Below are 16,766 nucleotides of genomic sequence, written 5' to 3'. Positions count from 1 at the left end.
GGAGAAATGGCACTTGATAAAGGAAGATTAGAAGAAATAGCAACAGCAATAGCTTTGATGTATGACCCTGAGGTTTATTCAAAATTGAAAACAGAAATAAATAAACCTATGGCAGATGTTCCAGCAGGGCATGCTTTAAATATTAACTGGGACAATATTGTAAATTCATATAAAGTGATAAAAGATTTTTTGAAAGAAACAATATATAAAGAAGATATGTCAATGGAGAATGTAGGAAGTAAACTAGTTCAGAGGGGTACAAGTGGTGGAATAAAAGTGGGAGATGTGTATTGTGGAAATGTAATAACATCAACAGCAGCTACAAATAACTTTGTACCTCAAATAGCTTATAAAGATAATAATGGATATATTCAATTTTGTAATGATAAAGGAAAATTTCAAAATTGGATAGAAGTACAGAAGTTAATAAGTTGGACAAAAATATGGAGTGGCTCTCAACAGGGGGATATAACACACAATGATATATCAGGATATAATGAGATTTTATTTATATGGACAGGATATAATGAAAGAGTTATTTCTTTGAGTACTCCAATAGATGCTTGGCTAACATATAATCAGGTGACTATGGTACAAAGAGGAGGAGAAGATGGGGATAGGGATTATGATAGCTATGTAACAAGAATTTCTAATACAGTGACTAGAATAAAACAAAGAAGAGATAAACATACACTTAGAGCTATATATGTGAGATAAAAAGGAGGCTTGATTATGAAAAAAGGAAATATTTCTTTAAATATAAATGCTGATGTAATAGAAGGGCCAAGAGGTTTTTCTATAAAAGAAGTAAAATATAAAGAAACTTTAGTTGATGGAAGCAATGTTTATGAGATAATAAGAGAAGATAATAATGTTATAGGGGAAATAACAGCTAAAAAAGGAGAAAAAGGAAATACAGGAGAAAAGGGAGATACTGGAAGAGGGATATCAAGTGTTACTAAAAAAAGTGAAATAGGTGAAATTAATTATTATGAGATACTTTATACAGATGGAGGAAGAGGAGAGTTCACTGTTGAAGATGGGTATAATGCATATCAAGTAGCAGTAAAAAATGGTTATGGAGGGACAGAAGAAGAATGGCTGTTATCTCTTGTAGGAAGAGGGCTAGAATTCAATTGGGAAGAAAATAAACTAGGAGTAAGAGTAGAGGGAGAAACAGAATACCAATATAGTGATAACCTAAAAGGAGAAAAGGGAGATCGTGGGGATATAGGGCCTGGAAATATTCTTTCTGTTGGAAATGTTGAAAAAGGAGAACAAGCACAAGTAATAATAAATGGTGAAAGTCCAGAACAAGTATTAAATTTTGTACTTCCAAAAGGAGATAAAGGAGATATTGGAGAAAAGGGTGAACAAGGAGAACAGGGAAGAAAAGGAAATGGAATAGTAAGGACTCAATTTGTAAGAGAAGATAATGAAAAAGTATATTATAAATTTATATATGATGATGGATCTGAATTTCAGTGGTCAACTTGGAAAGGAGAAGCGGGTATTTCAGGAACAGGAGCAACAGCAGGAGATATTGTCGAGACTTTGACTAGGACAGTAGAAACTCCAGAAGACTGGCTATCTCTTGAAAACTATAGGCCAATATATAGAGAAAATTATCCAGAATTAGAAGGGAAAGTAAAGTGGAAATATGAGAAATGGGAAAGATTGAATCCTCAAATAACATCTGCTAATAATAATGAAGATTTTAAAGTAGAAATGAGATATTTTGATTCGTATAATTCCCAAGTCCCAGTTAAAACTGATATGGATATTACCCCATTAATAGATGCTATAAATGGTGGAACTCAAAAAGATAATAATTATGTGAATTTTCCATTTTCTTCTTCTATACCTCAAGAACAGCCTAATAATATTTCATATCCATTAATTATAAAGTTTTCAGGGAAATTAGTAGAAGAAGCCATAAGAAATAACGACAAAATACTTTGTATTTTTCATGTTAGAATAAATGCTTGGGCTAGAAATACAGATGACTTTATGATCTGGCAATGGTTTGATACAAGTACAGGATATTACAATCTTGTAAATAATATGCAGTTAGCAAGAGCAAGTGAAAATGTTTATATTCAAACAGAGGAGCAGGATAAAAATAAATATTATGATCTTTATGGAATGCAAATGAATACAATGCAGTATCCACAAGGGTATTTAGATAATTATATGCAAACTGGCAATGGAGAAAAAGATACAACTGCTATTGGAATTGAAATTGGAACTAATAATAATTGTTTGAATATGGAGGTATTTAAAATAGAATTATGGAGAAAAACTCCAACTAATTTTGAAACAGCTGATATAGCACCATATTTTTTTCTACGGTTCCCACCATATTGGATTCAAAATGTGGGTGTTTCAGATATGGCAAATTGGATCCAAAACTTTCCTGTTGAACAAAATTTAAAAAGACAAATATATTTAGGAAAAAAAGTAGAAACACTATAAAACTTTTAAATGAAAGGAGTGATATTTATAAATATAAAAGAAATAATAAAAAATATTGATTTAAATAAAATTATGTATGTAATAGCTTTAAATGAAATTTCAGGAAATGAAAATGTAATTTGTAAATTCAGTTATGCCAGGGGAATATCTGGATATAGCTTTGGCAGAAGCCAGTTTGATGTAAAGCATAATTCAAAAGCTAGAGATTTTTTAAAAGAAAAATGTGGATTTACAAAAAGTGATCTTGATAGATTGTTAAGATTAGATAAAGAAATAAGTGATCTTAATAATAAATTAAAAAATCATAGAGAAGATATAGATGAACTGGACAAAAAGCACATTGAAGAAATGGTAAATTATGTAGCCAATCTCAATGAACTGCCAGAACTGGAAGATGAAAAAACTTTTGTCCACTTAGTAGATTATCATAATCAGTTTAATATTAGTAAAAATGGACTTATGCATAATTTTATAAAAACTAAAAAAATTTTAAAATCCCATGATATCTATGATTTTAAACTGGGTTTGAAATGGGGTAAAAAAGCACCTCAAGATATAAAAAGAAGATATTTGAACATAGAGAACAATTGGAAATAAGAGAGGTGATATTAATGTTTCAAAAAACTGTATTAAATGTAGTAAGCAGTTTTTTACCAGATATATTAAGAAAATATTTACAGCCAGAAGAAGTGGATCAAATAATGGCTGATGTGGAAAAGGAAAGACTACAGGTGTTTTCAAAATTCCTTGAAAGAGGAGGGATTCTGCATCTGTTTTATGTGTATAGTATATTAGTAATATTTCATCACATAATAACTCCTTATTTAACTGCTTTTATGGGAGTTGAAATATATAGTCTTCCTATTCCAGGAGAATTGACAGCTTTAATTGGAAGCCTGGGAGCAGTAATATTAGGCAAAAAACATTTGGATAAAAAATTGAAAAATTAGATTTAATTAAAAGAATAAATGTATTTTAAAGAAGGAGTTCTTACTGAGCTCCTTTTTTGATGTGATGATTAAAATTATGTAGAAATAATTTTTTATTTACATTCAATTTAATATTTTATCCCTTATATGATAGTATCTTTAAATTGTAATCTTTCAAAAAAGATGATAGAATAAAGAATGATTTTATAAAAGCACCAAAAGGAGTTAAAAAATGACAATAATGCCTTTTATCTGTCTTTTTTTTGGAATCATAATAGGAATCAGAAATCTTTCAAAAGAGATTATGAAAAAAATAGATATGGTAATAAATATAGTTATAGTAATTTTAATGACTACTATTGGAATGAATACAGGTATTAATGAAGAAATTATATCAGAACTTGGAAAAATAGGATGGAACTGTGCTGTTATTTCTATTTTTGGGATATTATTCAGTGTAATTTTAACTATAATATTGGAAAAAACTATCCTTCCTTTAGAAAAGATAAAAAAGCAATTAGAACTTAAAAATTATGAAAATAGGAGAGATGAAGAAGTAGAAGCGGGGAAATCTCCGCTTACTATAATTATTCCAATAAGTGTAATATTAGGTGTAATTATTGGTGTTTTTTTTATGGATAAATCTTATGAGATAATTTTGAATTATTCTTTGGTTATCTCTTTAATAATATTATATACAGGAGTAGGAATATTTCTTGGAAGTAATTTGAAAATATTGGAATATGTAAAAGTAATAGGGGTAAAAATTGTCCTGATATCTTTGGCTATATTAATGGGAAGTCTTTTAGGAGGAGCTGTAGCTGGGAAAATATTAGGTGTTCCTGAAAATATTTCTGTTATTTCAGCTGGCGGAATGGGGTATTACAGTCTGACTGGAGCATTTATGACCAGTAAATTTGGAATAGAAGCTGGAACTTATGGCTTTATTGTAAATATAATGAGGGAGTTTTTTACTGTATTTTTTCTTCCTATATTAATCAAAATAAGTAAAGGAAGTGCTATTGCATCTGGTGGGGCTGGGAATATGGATACAATGCTTATACCTATTACTAAATTTGTAGGAGCAGAACTAGGATTGGTTACTCTTATAACAGGAATTATATTAACATTTTCTGTCCCTGTTCTTTTACCTATTTTAGGGAAAATATTTATTGGGTAAAAAATATAATAACTGAGAGGGTATTTTTAATATCCTTTTTATTCTTTAGTCACAAATAATTTAAAATATATAGAAATTTAAGGAGGAAAGGTTTTGTCTAAAGAGTTATTTTTAGAAAAAGTATTTAAAATTAAAGAAAGAAACAGCAGTGTGAAAACAGAAGTAATAGGAGGAATAACAACATTTTTGGCAATGGCATATATAATATTTGTCAACCCAGCTATTCTTTCTATGTCTGGAATGGATAAGGGAGCATTGATAACAGTTACTTGTCTTGCTACTGCAATAGGAACATTTTTAGCAGCGTTTATGGGAAATGTACCAATAGCTATGGCTCCTGGAATGGGATTGAATGCATTTTTTACATTCACTCTTGTAATGGGAAAAGGGGTATCTTGGCAGGATGCTCTTGGAGTTGTATTTTTATCAGGAACATTCTTTTTTATTCTTGCAGCATTAGGATTTAGAGAAAAACTTGCCAATGCAATACCAGCACCAATAACAACAGCTTCAACTGCTGGAATAGGTCTGTTTATAGCATTCATAGGGTTAAAAAATATGGGGATAATAGTTGGGAATGAGGCTACTCTTGTGGCACTTGGTAAATTTAATCTTCCTGTAGTTCTTTCAGTGGGAGGACTTATGATGATGGCTGGATTTGAAATGAAGAAAGTAAGAGGAGGAATACTGATAAGTATAGTAATAACTACTCTACTAGGAATGGTATGTGGGCTTGTTACTATGCCAGATGCAGTAATAGCTATGCCGCCAAGTATTGCACCTATAGCTTTTAAACTTAATATATTTGGAGCTTTGAAAATATCTCTTTTAGGATCAATATTTTCGTTTATGTTTATAGATTTATTTGATTCACTTGGGTTTTTGATTGCTTGTTTTAAAGAAATAGGACTGGAAGATGAAAATGGACATTATAAAGGACTTGGAAAAATGATGTTTGCAGATGTTTCTTCTACTATAATAGGAGCATTTTTAGGAACCAGTACAGTTACAACATTTGGAGAATCAGCTGCGGGGATAGCTGCTGGAGCAAAAACTGGACTTGCTTCTTTTGTAACAGGAATACTGTTTCTTGCAGCTCTTCTGATAACTCCAATAGTGGGAATAGTTCCTATGTTTGCCGCTGCACCATCATTAGTTATGGTAGGAGTATTTATGTTTAAAAGTGTAAAAGCTTTAGATTTAAATGATACTAAAATATCTGTGCCAGCATTTATAACTATAATATTTATGCCATTAACTTACAGTATCAGCATAGGATTAAGTTTTGGTTTCATATCATATATTATAATGCATGTAATAGCTAAAGAATATAATAAAATAAGTCCTATTCTTTGGGTAATAGGAACACTTTCTATAATAAACTTAATTGTATAATAAGAGGGAGGAAAATATGTCTCAAATTTTGATAAAAAATGGATATGTAATCTCTATGAATAAAAACAGAGAGATATTTAAAAATGGCTCTGTCTTAATAGAAGATGATAAAATAAAAGCTGTGGGAAAAGTTGAACCCTCTCTTGTAAATGCTGATGCAGAAATTTATGATGTACAAGGAAAAATTATTCTTCCTGGGCTTGTGAATACTCATGTACATCTTTCGCAGCAATTGGGAAGAGGAGTAGCAGATGATGTGGTTCTTCTTACTTGGCTGAGAGAAAGGGTATGGCCATATGAAAGCAGCTTCAATTATGAAGACTCTCTTATCTCTTCTACTGCTTGTTGTGTAGAGCTTATAAAAACAGGAGTGACAACTTTTCTGGAAGCTGGAGGACAATATGTAGATGCTATGGCTGAAGCTGTAGAAAAGTGTGGATTAAGAGCTTGTCTTTCTAAATCTACAATGGATGAGGGAGAGGGGCTGCCAAAAGCATGGCAGAAAACAACTCAGGAAGAACTTGATTTTCAGGAGGAGTTATTTAAAAAATATAATGATACAGCAGATGGAAGAATAAAAATCTGGTTTGGACTAAGGACTATATTTAACAACTCTGATGAGTTAATAAAAGGAACAAAAACATTAGCAGATAAGTATAATACAGGTATTCACATGCATGTTCTTGAAGTAAAAGAGGAAATGGATTACACAAGAGCCACAAGAGGAGAGACAACAGTTGAACATATGAATAGGCTTGGAGCTCTTGGTCCTAATCTTGTAGCGGCTCATACCGTATGGCTGACAGAAAGAGAAATAGCTCTATTTAGATTGTATGATGTAAAGGTATCACATAACCCTGGCGCAGCAATGAAAGTAGTTCTTGGATTTGCTAAAATACCAGAAATGTTGGAAAAAGGAATAGCTGTGTCTATTGGAACAGATGGAGCTCCATCAAATAATAGAATGGATATGATGAGAGATATGTATCTTACTTCACTTATTCATAAAGGGAGAACTTTAAATCCTAAAACAGTATCAGCAGAGCAGGTGCTGGAAATGGCTACAATAAATGGAGCTAGATGTGCATTGATGGAAAAAGAAATTGGAAGTCTGGAAGTTGGGAAAAAAGCTGATCTTATTATTTTAAATCCAGATACTATTCATTCTCTTCCAGTGATTGATCCTGTGGCAAATATTGTATATGCCATGAGCAGTGAAAATGTAGAATCTAATATGTGCAATGGTAAATGGCTAATGAAAAACAGAGAAATTCTTTTCCTTGATGAAAAAGATCTTCTTGAAAAAGTTAAAATACAGAATAAAAAAGTTATGGCTAAAGCTGGAATAGTAATTCCAGATAGATTCCCTGTAATAGAAATAAAATAATTTAGCTGGAGATGATACTTAGAGGGGGATAGATGAAAAATAATAAAAATGAAAAATTAAAGATGGCATCTTCTGTAACGTTAGCAATTGTAGCTTTGGTATGGGGGACTACATTTGCTGTATTAAAAGACACTTTGAGTATCGTTCAGCCTTTTTCACTTATGATGTTTAGATTTGGTTTTTCAGCCTTGCTTCTTTTTGTTATTTATATAGGAAAGATAAAGAAAGCAAAAATGAAAGACATAAAAAATGGAAGTATAATAGGAATATTTATGTTTCTTGCATTTTATTTTATGATAATTAGTATAAAAAATACTACAGCATCAAAAGTATCTTTTATAATAGGAGCATATGTACTAATAGTTCCATTTCTTGCATGGATAATAAACAAGAAAAGACCTGATAAATATGCTGTAATAGGAGCTTTTTTAGCAACAGTTGGATTGGGCTTCCTCACTATCGAAAAAGGAGTAGCTTTTAATATCTGGGACATGGTGGCAGGATGCTGTTCATTTTTCTTTGCAGCACATATGATAGCTATTGAGAAATATGGAAGAGATTCTGATCCTATACTTATAACAGTAATTCAATTTATAGTAACAGCAGGAATATTTATTATTCTTGTGGGATATTTTGAGGGATATGATTTTTCAATCCTTCCTAAAATAAAATGGACATTAGGATATTTGGTAGTTATAAGTACAGTTATTTCTTTTGCTATACAGACAATTGCCCAAAGATATATCTCTTCTACCAGCACAGCTTTAATATTAACTCTTCAGTCAGTTTTTGGAGCTATTTTTGCTGTATGGTATCTTAATGAGAGGATGACCTTTCAAATGGGGATAGGATGTATGTTGGTTTTTGTAGCAATAGTTACACAAGAAACTAAATGGAAGTTCTTAACAAAAAAGAACTAGTAAAAAAATGTACTGGAAAGTTCACAATAATTTCACAAAGTCTTGGTATATTAAACATATAAAATCTTTCCCCAAGATGTTTTAATATATAGATAAAAGAAAAATCCCTCTCTAAGAAAAAGGGATTTTTTCTTTTTTGAAACTTTTATAAAGAATATTCTTTAGGTGGATTTCCAGAGAAGTCATAAAATACAGCCTCTGCACCTTCTAAATAAAAAATTTCAAAAATAGGATTATCAGGAGTCTGATAAATTGATTTTATAAGAGGATTATTTTCTAATATTTTTGATTTTATATCTGGATCATTTTTAAAAACAACTTTTCCATGAAGTCTTACCCATACTGACTCTAGAGAGGATGAGCATAGTTCTACATAGGGATTACTTTTAATTTCTTTATAAACTTCTTTTTCATTTGAAGTGCAAAAAAATAATTTTCCATCTTTTTCCAGCATAAATTGGAATGGACGAACTTTTGGTTTATTATCTAAACCCACAGTAGCAAAAAATTGTACAGGATTACTTTTTAAAAAGTTTAATACTTCATTCATAATTTTCCTCCTTGATAACTTGTAATTTTATTTCCTTATGTATATAATAAACATATAGATATATTTTGTAAAGTAAGCACTTTAAAGTTATATAAGCACCAAAAAGATACTATTAAGTAAAATAAGAGTTTAAAAGGAGAGAAAATGAAAAAAAGGAATCTGTCATCATGTCCTGTGGAAATAACTCTGGAACTTATAGGAAATAAATGGAAAGTCTTAATATTAAGGGATTTAATTGAAGGAACAAAAAGATTTGGTGAATTAAGAAAATCTATTGGAAGTGTAACCCAAAAAGTTCTTACACAAAATCTGAGATCCATGGAGGAAGATGGATTATTAGAAAGAAAAGTTTTTGCTGAGGTTCCTCCTAGAGTTGAATATACTCTTACAGATACTGGTTATAGTCTGAAAAAAATATTAGATTCAATGTTTATATGGGGAGAAGAATATAAGAAAAATAATTACTAGAAATTTCACAATAATTTCACAAAGCCTTGGTATATTAAACATATAAAATCTTTCCCCAAGATGTTTTAATATATAGATAAAAGAAAAATCCCTCTCTGAGAAAAAGGGATTTTTTCTTTTTTTGTAGATATTTTTATTTTATTTGAAGAAAAGAATAGGATATAAAAGAAATATTTTAGAGTTAGTACAGCTATAATTCAATTATTAAAGTAAAAAATTCAAAAAAATATTGAAAAAAAATGATAATTAATTTAAAATATATAGGACATTAAAAAAATAAAAATAAAGTGCATGGCTAAAAAATAACAAAATATTAATGAGGGGGACAAGATGGAAAGCAGGGTAGAAAAAATAAGAAAGTATTGTGTAATAGGGTTTATAGTAGTAGGATTAGCTTGTATATTTGTTGAAAAATCACAAGGGCCTAAAAAATATATAGGGACTGCTGAAGGATTTGACAGTGATGTAAAAGTTGAAATATTAGCTAAGAAAAATGGTAAAGGGGAGCTTAGAATCTCTGAAATAATATGTACTCATGGAGATACTGAAGCTATTGCAGGTCCTGCTGTTGAAAGTTTGATAGCTACAATTAAATCTACACAGGATATAGAATCTCTTGATACTGTTGCAGGAGCTACTTATACTTCTGAAGGATTTATTGATGCATTAAAAGATGCATGTTCAAAAATAAAATAAGAATTTGATATAAAAGAGGCTCAGATTTTATTCTGAGTCTTTTTTGTATATGGAAATAAAGAATGCTTTTTATAAAAATATTATATAAAAATATTAATTTAGTTTACTGAATATATAATAGTTTTTAAGATAGATAAATACATCTGTTTTATATATATAAAGTAAATTTTTTTTAAATGATATATAGAGATAACATTGAACATATAGAAAAGAAATATTTGTTTTTCAAAAAATAATAGGGTATATAAAGAAGTGTAAATATTTTAAAAAAGAGGTGTTTTATGAAAAAAAGAGCTTGTTTGTGGATTGTGCTTTTAGGAATTTTTCTAAGTAGTTGTACAAAATTACCTGTGTCATCTGGAGAATTATCTAGTCAGCCAAAAGTTGTAAAAGAATTTGTTAAAGCTGAAATTGTAGAACATGGAGATTTAAGTTTTTATGCAGTTGATTTAAAAACGGGAAAAGTTGTGGCAGATCATAGAGGAAAAAGTGCATTAGTTCCTGCTTCAGTTATGAAGATAATTACTTCAGCAGCAGCTCTTGAAGTTATGGGGGGAGATAAAACTTTTGAAACTAAACTTATGTATGAAGGAAACATTAATAAAGATGGGATATTAAAGGGTACTTTATATATTCAAGGTGGAGGAGATCCAACTTTGGGTTCTGATGGAATTTCAGCAGCTCCAGAAGCTTTTTTGGCAGATTGGGTTAAAGAGATGAAAAAAGCTGGAATAACTTCTGTAAATGGAGATATTATAGTTTTAGATGATCTCTTTGGATATGATGGGATACCTGGAAAATGGCTTTGGGAAGACATGGGAACTGACTATGCACCAGGAACTTATGGAATAAGTATTTTTGATAATATATATACTCTATATTTAAGTTCAGGAGCACCAGGAACTACTCCTAAAATTATTGGAACTAAACCTGAAATGAAAGATTTAACTTTTGACAATCAGGCTGTTGTATCACCAGATGGGAAAAGAGATATTTATGTAAGAGGAGTGCCTTTTGAAAATAGAAGAGGATTCTATGGAATAGTTCCTCAAGATAAGAAAGAAATTACAATAAAGAGTGATATACCAGATCCAGGACTTTTCCTAGGACAATATTTTTCTGATTATATGAAAAAAAATGGAATAAAGTTTAATGGAAAAGTAACTACTGCCAGGTTAACAGCAAAAAGACCTAAAAATACTGTAGTAATTGCTGTAACTAAATCAGCTCCTGTTTCTGAAATTATAAAAGTATTACTAACTAGAAGTGATAATCATTATGCTGAACATTTATTCCAGATTTTAGAAAAAGTTGAAGGAGTAAATGTTGTAGAATTTTGGAAAGAAAAAGGACTAGATGTAGATTCATTAACTATGAGAGATGGAAGTGGTCTTTCTCGTGGAGATACTCTTTCAACTAAATTATTGACAGATGTTATTATGTATATGGATAATAAAAAAGAACTTAAATTTGAAGAATTATTTCCAGTAGCAGGAAAAGAGGGAACAGTAGCAAGTTTTCTTAAAAATACACCTCTAAATGAAAAGGCAAGAATTAAAAGTGGAAGTATGGGTGGAATTCAATCTTATGCAGGATACTTAGAAAAAGACAATAAAAGATATGCTTTTGCTATTATAGTCAACCACTGGAACGGAGAACGTACAGAATTGAGAACTGAAATGGAAAAATTATTAAATGGATTATTTCAAAAATAATAACAATTAGATAACCCTAATATAAAAAGGATCAGTAACTATATATTATAGAGCCTGATCTTTTTTTATTGAAAAGAAAAAGATAAAAAAATTAAATAAATATAGGTATGAAAATATTTTCTTATAGGAAAATTGGAGAAAATAAAGTAAAATAAATATGAATACTTATAATGAAGGTGGGATATCATGAAGACAGGACTAGTATTAGAAGGCGGTGGAATGAGAGGGGTATATACAGTAGGAGTACTGGATGCCTTTACTAAACATAATTTTATACCGGATTATTTAATTGGAGTATCAGCAGGAGCTTCCAATGGAGTTTCATATATATCAGGGCAAAAAGGAAGAGCTCTTCGTACAAACACTGAGTATATAAATGATAAAAGATATTTAAGTTTTTATAATCTGCTGACGAAAGGATCTCTTTTTGGAATGGATTTTCTCTATGATGAACTTCCTAAAACGATAGATCCATTCGATTATGATTCTTTTTTTGCTAATCCTTGTGATTTTAAAGTTGGAGTGACAAATGCTGAAACTGGTGAAGCAGAGTTTTATGGAAAAGATTCTTTAAGAGATGGAAGCACTGTACTTAAAGCTTCAGCATCTATTCCCCTTGTAGCACCTGTTGTAGAATATAAAGGAAGAAAATATCTGGATGGAGGAACATCAAGCCCTATACCAGTAAATGAGGCCTTGAGAGACGGGTGTGATAAGCTTATTGTAATACTTACACGTCATAGAAAATTTATAAAGCCTGCTGTAAGATTTCAAACTTTTTGTTCTTTAGTAATGAGAAAGTATCCAGCAATGATGGATCTACTAAAAAGACATCATATAGTGTATAGAGAAAATCAAAAGGAAGTAGCCAGATTGGAAAAAGAGGGGAAGGCTTGGGTAATAGCTCCTGAGAAACCTCTTGTTATAGATAGATTTGAAAAAAATAAAGATAAGCTCCTTGTTGCATATCGCCAAGGATTTATAGATGGAGAGAAATTTTTAGAAAAATACAGAACAGAATTTGAAAAATGAAAATAATTTAAAAATTATAATGAAAAGGTTGATTAAGAGTAAAGTTTTACTCTAATCAACCTTTATGTTTTTAGTGAGGTTAATTTAATTTTTGACAGACTCTCTGCCTATTTCTACATGATGTTTAATAATATCAAAAGTATTAGAAAGTTTTTTCTTTTCTCTTTCATTTAATGGAAGTTCGATTATATATTCTATACCTTCTTTTCCAATAACAGCTGGAACTCCAGCATATATATCAAAAGTTCCATATTCTCCTTGAAGAAAAGCACTGCAAGGCATAACTTTTTTTTCATCATGAAAAATAGCTTTTACTACTTCAGTACATGTGCAAGCAATTCCAAATTCAGTACTGCCTTTACCACAAAGAATATCCCATCCAGTTTCTGTGGTTTTCTTTTCAATAGCTTCAAAGTCTATTTTAGAAAATTTTTCTGGTTTTTCTGCTATAAGTTCAGGAAGAAGTTTTCCATTTACTGTAGCACATGAAAATACAGCTACTTGAGAATCTCCATGTTCTCCAAGCATATATGCTTGGATTGATCTTGCATCTATTTCAGTTTCAACACTTAATATTCTACGAAGTCTTGCAGAGTCAAGCCCAGTACCAGTTCCTATAACTTTATTATATGGAAGTCCTGAAAGTTGTTGGACATAGTATGTAATTATATCTACAGGATTTGTTATAACTATAAAGTAACCATTAAATCCAGTTTTCATTATTTCAGGAATGAATGATTTTATTATCTTTAAAGAGTGATCAAGTTCACAAAGACGATCTTTTGATATATTATCGATAGTACCTACACATATTATTATGATATCTTTATCACCTAAGTCTTTTATTTCTCCACTTTTTATAACTGCTCTATGTGGTAGAAAAGCGAGAGTGTCCATACAATCAAAAGCTTGAGATACAGCTTTTTCTTTATTAACATCTACAAAAGTTATATCATCACATACTCCTTGTAATATCAAGGAAAAAGCACAATGACTTCCTACATGTCCAGCTCCTATGATACCTATTTTTCTTGTGTTAATCATAAAAAATCTCCCCCTTGAACTTTGATTTTTACATCATATCATTATAGAACATTCATGTCAAGAAAAACGAAAAAATATTTTCTAAAAATTTCGAAATGAAAATAAAATATTTAAAAAATAAAAAAGAAGTCTTAAAATAGAAAAAAATAAAATAAAAAAAGAGTATAAAAAATTTTTACACTCTTTTTTGCTTAAGCTTCAAATATTAGTTGCTCATAGGTAATATTTCTAGTTCTACTCTTCTGTTTTCAGCTCTTCCAGCAGCTGTACTGTTAGTAGCTCTAGGATTTTCCATTCCATATCCTACATAAGATATTCTTCTAGCAGAAACACCTTGTTGGATAAGATAATTTCTAACACTTGCAGCTCTTCTTTCTGATAGGCTGACATTATAGCTTGCACTTCCTACATTATCAGTATAACCATTAACTATGATTCTAGTTTCTGGGTATTGAACAAGTACAGTTGCTATAGAATTTAATGGACCATAGAAACTTGAAACTATATTAGAACTGTCAGTAGCAAAAGTAACTCCTCCAGGAAGATTTAAGTTTAGATTATCTCCATTTTGGCTAACTTGTACTTCAGTATTTTTTAAACGTTCTCTAAGTTCTTGCTCTTGACGGTCTCTATATGCTCCCCATCCTAATCCTGCAAGAGCACCAACACCAGCTCCTATAAGAGTTCCTTTTGTATCTTTACCTATAAGCTGTCCTATTAAAGCTCCTGCTGCTGCACCTCCAGCAGTTCCTTTAGTTTTACCACTTACAGAACCAGTTTCATCTAAGAAAGGTGAAGATGTACAACCTGTAATTATTAAAGCTAGTAAAAGACTAGACATAGCTTTTTTTGTATTCATATTTAAATCCTCCTTATGATAAAAAATAATTTTTTGATTCAGAATAAAAAATCAAAAAATTTTTTCTCTGTTATTAATGTAATTTTCGAGAAGTAAGAATAAATTCCTTTATATATTTAATATTATATTATTAATTTTAACAAAATACAATCCCAAATTTACTAGGTTTTATAAAGGTTCTACAATTCTTTGAAATGATTAAAAAAATTTTTTGAAATATTTTGAAAAAAAGTGTTGACATGTTTTTGTATAAATGATATAATCATTCTTGTCTTGAAAGAAAGGCCTCGGAATATAGCGCAGTCCGGTAGCGCATCTGCCTTGGGAGCAGAGGGCCGCAAGTTCGAATCTTGCTATTCCGACCATCTATGCGGGAATAGCTCAGTTGGTAGAGCGTCAGCCTTCCAAGCTGAATGTCGCGAGTTCGACCCTCGTTTCCCGCTCCATTTAAGACTACTGAGTGTATCTGTAGCTCAGCTGGATAGAGCAACGCCCTTCTAAGGCGTGGGTCAGGGGTTCGAATCCCTTCAGATACGCCACTATCCAAATTACAGATTTATGATTTAGATATGGTGATCGTAGTTCAGTTGGTAGAGCGCCAGTTTGTGGCACTGGTTGTCGCGAGTTCAAGCCTCGTCGATCACCCCATTAAAATTTAATATGCGTCATTAGCTCAGCTGGTAGAGCACACGACTTTTAATCGTGTTGCCACAAGTTCAAATCTTGTATGACGCACCATCGTGCGAGGATGGCGGAATTGGCAGACGCGCTAGACTTAGGATCTAGTGTCCCAGACGTGAGAGTTCAAGTCTCTCTCTTCGCACCACTTTGCTGATAAGAGATTCTAAAAAGAATCTCTTTTTTATATTTTTTGAAACACTGAGATATGGAGAAGAAAAATGAGAAACATAAAAATCAGATACAGATTTGATGGAAGCATGTTCTATGGATTTCAAAGACAGCCAGGAAAAAGAACTGTACAGGGAGAAATAGAAAAACTTTTAGATATAGTTTTAAGAGAAAAAGTAAATATGATATCTGCTGGCAGAACAGACAGAGGAGTTCACGCTTTAGAACAAGTCTCTAATTTTCTAACAAGTTCTCCTATACCAGTTGAAAAACTGAAACATGCTCTTAATAAAGGATTGCCTTTAGATATAGAAATATTTGAAGTGGAAGATGCAGATATAGATTTTAACTCTAGATTTATGGCAAAAGATAGGGCATACAGATATGTAATAAGCTGGATAAAGAATCCTTTTGAAAGCAGATATGTGACATTAGTTAATGAAAAAATAGATAAGAATAATTTTGTTAAAATACTGGAGCCTTTAGTGGGAGTTAATGATTTTAATAATTTCAGACTTAGTGACTGTGGCAGTAAAACATCTATACGAGAGATATACAGCATAACAGCAGAAGAAAAAGAAAATAAGTTAATTATAAATATAAAAGGAAATTCTTTTTTGAAATCTCAAATAAGAATAATGATGGGAACAGCATTAGATGTGTATTTTGGAAATCGTGATGAAAATTATTTGAAGAATATGTTGAAAAATCCTAATAAGGATTTTATAAAAAAAGTTGCAGACCCCTATGGGCTTTATCTTTCAGAAGTTAATTATTGATAGATAGGAGAAAAAAATGATTTTAAAAGAATTGAACAGAGCAGATTTACCTCTCATAAGCGAAATAGTAGAATTAGAAGAAGAAGCTTTTGGAGGAAAGGGTGGAGTAGATCTTTGGATATTGAAAGCTCTTCTTAGATATGGAAAAGTATTTGTTTTGGAAAAAGAAGAAAAAATAATTTCGATAGTAGAATATATGCAGTGCTTTGATAAAAAAGAAGTATTTCTTTATGGTATATGTACATTGAGAGAATTTAGGCATATGGGAAATGCAAAAAAGATAATGAATGAAAGTGAAAAGTATCTTAAGGAAAAAGGGTATGAGGCTATATCTTTAACAGTAGACCCAGAAAATAAAATAGCTATTGAGATGTATAAGCACTTAGGATATGAAATAGTAGAATATCAAGAAAATGAATATGGAAATGGAATTCATAGATATCTTATGAAAAAAATATTAGTGATTTGAAAACTAACTTGACATAATT

Annotated in this window: 17 protein-coding genes and 6 tRNA genes; 20 read left to right on the top strand and 3 right to left on the bottom strand. The window is 30.7% G+C overall.

The features are described 5' to 3' along the window. The first annotated feature begins 6 nt into the window (after positions 1 to 6). From C4N20_RS05640 to C4N20_RS05605, 8 genes are all read left to right on the top strand, one after another. Positions 7 to 717 carry a hypothetical protein gene (locus C4N20_RS05640; protein ID WP_005979787.1) on the top strand — a complete coding sequence of 237 codons (711 nt, stop codon included), beginning with the start codon at positions 7 to 9 and terminating at the stop codon, positions 715 to 717. A 15-nt stretch (positions 718 to 732) separates the two neighbouring features. Further along, positions 733 to 2,475 (top strand): hypothetical protein, encoded by a 1,743-nt coding sequence (locus tag C4N20_RS05635; RefSeq protein ID WP_005979785.1) that lies wholly within the window; start codon positions 733 to 735, stop codon positions 2,473 to 2,475. Positions 2,476 to 2,484: 9 nt separating this feature from the next. Then, the gene (locus C4N20_RS05630) at positions 2,485 to 3,072 is read left to right on the top strand and encodes a hypothetical protein (protein ID WP_005979783.1); all 588 of its coding nucleotides are present in this window, start codon (positions 2,485 to 2,487) and stop codon (positions 3,070 to 3,072) included. 14 nt (positions 3,073 to 3,086) lie between these two features. Continuing rightward, positions 3,087 to 3,425 (top strand): hypothetical protein, encoded by a 339-nt coding sequence (locus C4N20_RS05625; RefSeq protein WP_005979781.1) that lies wholly within the window; start codon positions 3,087 to 3,089, stop codon positions 3,423 to 3,425. A gap of 211 nt (positions 3,426 to 3,636) precedes the next feature. Further along, positions 3,637 to 4,584 carry a LysO family transporter gene (locus C4N20_RS05620; RefSeq protein WP_005979779.1) on the top strand — a complete coding sequence of 316 codons (948 nt, stop codon included), beginning with the start codon at positions 3,637 to 3,639 and terminating at the stop codon, positions 4,582 to 4,584. Positions 4,585 to 4,677: 93 nt separating this feature from the next. After that, positions 4,678 to 5,979 (top strand): NCS2 family permease, encoded by a 1,302-nt coding sequence (locus C4N20_RS05615; protein WP_005979777.1) that lies wholly within the window; start codon positions 4,678 to 4,680, stop codon positions 5,977 to 5,979. 16 nt (positions 5,980 to 5,995) lie between these two features. Beyond that, positions 5,996 to 7,366: an amidohydrolase gene (locus C4N20_RS05610; protein ID WP_005979774.1), complete on the top strand. Its 1,371-nt coding sequence runs from the start codon at positions 5,996 to 5,998 to the stop codon at positions 7,364 to 7,366. Positions 7,367 to 7,398: 32 nt separating this feature from the next. Then, the gene (locus tag C4N20_RS05605; protein WP_005979772.1) at positions 7,399 to 8,286 is read left to right on the top strand and encodes a DMT family transporter; all 888 of its coding nucleotides are present in this window, start codon (positions 7,399 to 7,401) and stop codon (positions 8,284 to 8,286) included. Between the two features lie 145 nt (positions 8,287 to 8,431). On the opposite strand, the gene C4N20_RS05600 is transcribed toward C4N20_RS05605, so the two are convergent. Beyond that, complete coding sequence (locus tag C4N20_RS05600) at positions 8,432 to 8,836, bottom strand: pyridoxamine 5'-phosphate oxidase family protein (protein ID WP_005979771.1); 405 nt, start codon at positions 8,834 to 8,836, stop codon at positions 8,432 to 8,434. A 144-nt stretch (positions 8,837 to 8,980) separates the two neighbouring features. On the opposite strand from C4N20_RS05600, the gene C4N20_RS05595 reads away from it, so the two are divergent. The 4 genes from C4N20_RS05595 to C4N20_RS05580 all read left to right on the top strand — a co-directional run bounded on the left by C4N20_RS05595 (position 8,981) and on the right by C4N20_RS05580 (position 12,747). Further along, positions 8,981 to 9,304 (top strand): winged helix-turn-helix transcriptional regulator, encoded by a 324-nt coding sequence (locus tag C4N20_RS05595; protein WP_005979768.1) that lies wholly within the window; start codon positions 8,981 to 8,983, stop codon positions 9,302 to 9,304. Between the two features lie 330 nt (positions 9,305 to 9,634). Further along, positions 9,635 to 10,000: an FMN-binding protein gene (locus C4N20_RS05590; protein ID WP_005979766.1), complete on the top strand. Its 366-nt coding sequence runs from the start codon at positions 9,635 to 9,637 to the stop codon at positions 9,998 to 10,000. A 281-nt stretch (positions 10,001 to 10,281) separates the two neighbouring features. Beyond that, positions 10,282 to 11,715: a D-alanyl-D-alanine carboxypeptidase/D-alanyl-D-alanine endopeptidase gene (gene dacB, locus C4N20_RS05585; protein ID WP_005979764.1), complete on the top strand. Its 1,434-nt coding sequence runs from the start codon at positions 10,282 to 10,284 to the stop codon at positions 11,713 to 11,715. 186 nt (positions 11,716 to 11,901) lie between these two features. Next, positions 11,902 to 12,747: a patatin-like phospholipase family protein gene (locus C4N20_RS05580; protein WP_005979762.1), complete on the top strand. Its 846-nt coding sequence runs from the start codon at positions 11,902 to 11,904 to the stop codon at positions 12,745 to 12,747. A gap of 84 nt (positions 12,748 to 12,831) precedes the next feature. Here the strand turns inward: C4N20_RS05580 and C4N20_RS05575 are convergent, their stop codons facing one another. Both C4N20_RS05575 and C4N20_RS05570 read right to left on the bottom strand, forming a co-directional pair. Beyond that, positions 12,832 to 13,791, bottom strand: a complete 960-nt coding sequence (locus C4N20_RS05575) for an L-lactate dehydrogenase (protein ID WP_005979760.1) — start codon at positions 13,789 to 13,791, stop codon at positions 12,832 to 12,834. Between the two features lie 205 nt (positions 13,792 to 13,996). Continuing rightward, the gene (locus tag C4N20_RS05570; RefSeq protein ID WP_005979758.1) at positions 13,997 to 14,650 is read right to left on the bottom strand and encodes a YiaD family glycine zipper/OmpA-like lipoprotein; all 654 of its coding nucleotides are present in this window, start codon (positions 14,648 to 14,650) and stop codon (positions 13,997 to 13,999) included. 288 nt (positions 14,651 to 14,938) lie between these two features. Here C4N20_RS05570 and C4N20_RS05565 point away from each other — a divergent pair. From C4N20_RS05565 to C4N20_RS05530, 8 genes are all read left to right on the top strand, one after another. Next, positions 14,939 to 15,015 (top strand) — tRNA-Pro (locus C4N20_RS05565). A gap of 5 nt (positions 15,016 to 15,020) precedes the next feature. After that, positions 15,021 to 15,096 (top strand) — tRNA-Gly (locus C4N20_RS05560). A gap of 16 nt (positions 15,097 to 15,112) precedes the next feature. Beyond that, positions 15,113 to 15,189: transfer RNA gene (locus tag C4N20_RS05555), tRNA-Arg, on the top strand. A gap of 33 nt (positions 15,190 to 15,222) precedes the next feature. Beyond that, positions 15,223 to 15,298 (top strand) — tRNA-His (locus tag C4N20_RS05550). Between the two features lie 14 nt (positions 15,299 to 15,312). Next, positions 15,313 to 15,388: transfer RNA gene (locus C4N20_RS05545), tRNA-Lys, on the top strand. Between the two features lie 4 nt (positions 15,389 to 15,392). Next, positions 15,393 to 15,476: transfer RNA gene (locus tag C4N20_RS05540), tRNA-Leu, on the top strand. 73 nt (positions 15,477 to 15,549) lie between these two features. Beyond that, positions 15,550 to 16,278, top strand: coding sequence for a tRNA pseudouridine(38-40) synthase TruA (gene truA, locus C4N20_RS05535; protein WP_005979756.1), 729 nt, complete (start codon positions 15,550 to 15,552; stop codon positions 16,276 to 16,278). Between the two features lie 16 nt (positions 16,279 to 16,294). Further along, on the top strand, positions 16,295 to 16,747 hold the full coding sequence (locus tag C4N20_RS05530; RefSeq protein WP_005979754.1) for a GNAT family N-acetyltransferase: 453 nt from the start codon (positions 16,295 to 16,297) through the stop codon (positions 16,745 to 16,747). Positions 16,748 to 16,766: the final 19 nt, after the last annotated feature.

Origin of the sequence: Fusobacterium ulcerans, assembly GCF_003019675.1 — a bacterium.
Lineage (GTDB): Bacteria > Fusobacteriota > Fusobacteriia > Fusobacteriales > Fusobacteriaceae > Fusobacterium_A > Fusobacterium_A ulcerans.
Note: the sequence above shows the minus strand (reverse complement) of the source record. Positions and strands in the feature narration are given on the sequence as shown.

What these genes read in the sequence shown, in the direction of transcription:
- C4N20_RS05630 (WP_005979783.1), top strand. Translation starts at nt 2,485, where the DNA reads ATGAAAGGAGTGATATTTATAAATATAAAAGAAATAATAAAAAATATT.
- C4N20_RS05610 (WP_005979774.1), top strand. Translation starts at nt 5,996, where the DNA reads ATGTCTCAAATTTTGATAAAAAATGGATATGTAATCTCTATGAATAAA.
- C4N20_RS05635 (WP_005979785.1), top strand. Translation starts at nt 733, where the DNA reads ATGAAAAAAGGAAATATTTCTTTAAATATAAATGCTGATGTAATAGAA.
- C4N20_RS05580 (WP_005979762.1), top strand. Translation starts at nt 11,902, where the DNA reads ATGAAGACAGGACTAGTATTAGAAGGCGGTGGAATGAGAGGGGTATAT.
- C4N20_RS05590 (WP_005979766.1), top strand. Translation starts at nt 9,635, where the DNA reads ATGGAAAGCAGGGTAGAAAAAATAAGAAAGTATTGTGTAATAGGGTTT.
- C4N20_RS05570 (WP_005979758.1), bottom strand. Translation starts at nt 14,650, where the DNA reads ATGAATACAAAAAAAGCTATGTCTAGTCTTTTACTAGCTTTAATAATT.
- C4N20_RS05625 (WP_005979781.1), top strand. Translation starts at nt 3,087, where the DNA reads ATGTTTCAAAAAACTGTATTAAATGTAGTAAGCAGTTTTTTACCAGAT.
- C4N20_RS05605 (WP_005979772.1), top strand. Translation starts at nt 7,399, where the DNA reads ATGAAAAATAATAAAAATGAAAAATTAAAGATGGCATCTTCTGTAACG.
- truA (WP_005979756.1), top strand. Translation starts at nt 15,550, where the DNA reads ATGAGAAACATAAAAATCAGATACAGATTTGATGGAAGCATGTTCTAT.
- C4N20_RS05530 (WP_005979754.1), top strand. Translation starts at nt 16,295, where the DNA reads ATGATTTTAAAAGAATTGAACAGAGCAGATTTACCTCTCATAAGCGAA.
- C4N20_RS05640 (WP_005979787.1), top strand. Translation starts at nt 7, where the DNA reads ATGGCACTTGATAAAGGAAGATTAGAAGAAATAGCAACAGCAATAGCT.
- dacB (WP_005979764.1), top strand. Translation starts at nt 10,282, where the DNA reads ATGAAAAAAAGAGCTTGTTTGTGGATTGTGCTTTTAGGAATTTTTCTA.
- C4N20_RS05600 (WP_005979771.1), bottom strand. Translation starts at nt 8,836, where the DNA reads ATGAATGAAGTATTAAACTTTTTAAAAAGTAATCCTGTACAATTTTTT.
- C4N20_RS05595 (WP_005979768.1), top strand. Translation starts at nt 8,981, where the DNA reads ATGAAAAAAAGGAATCTGTCATCATGTCCTGTGGAAATAACTCTGGAA.
- C4N20_RS05575 (WP_005979760.1), bottom strand. Translation starts at nt 13,791, where the DNA reads ATGATTAACACAAGAAAAATAGGTATCATAGGAGCTGGACATGTAGGA.
- C4N20_RS05620 (WP_005979779.1), top strand. Translation starts at nt 3,637, where the DNA reads ATGACAATAATGCCTTTTATCTGTCTTTTTTTTGGAATCATAATAGGA.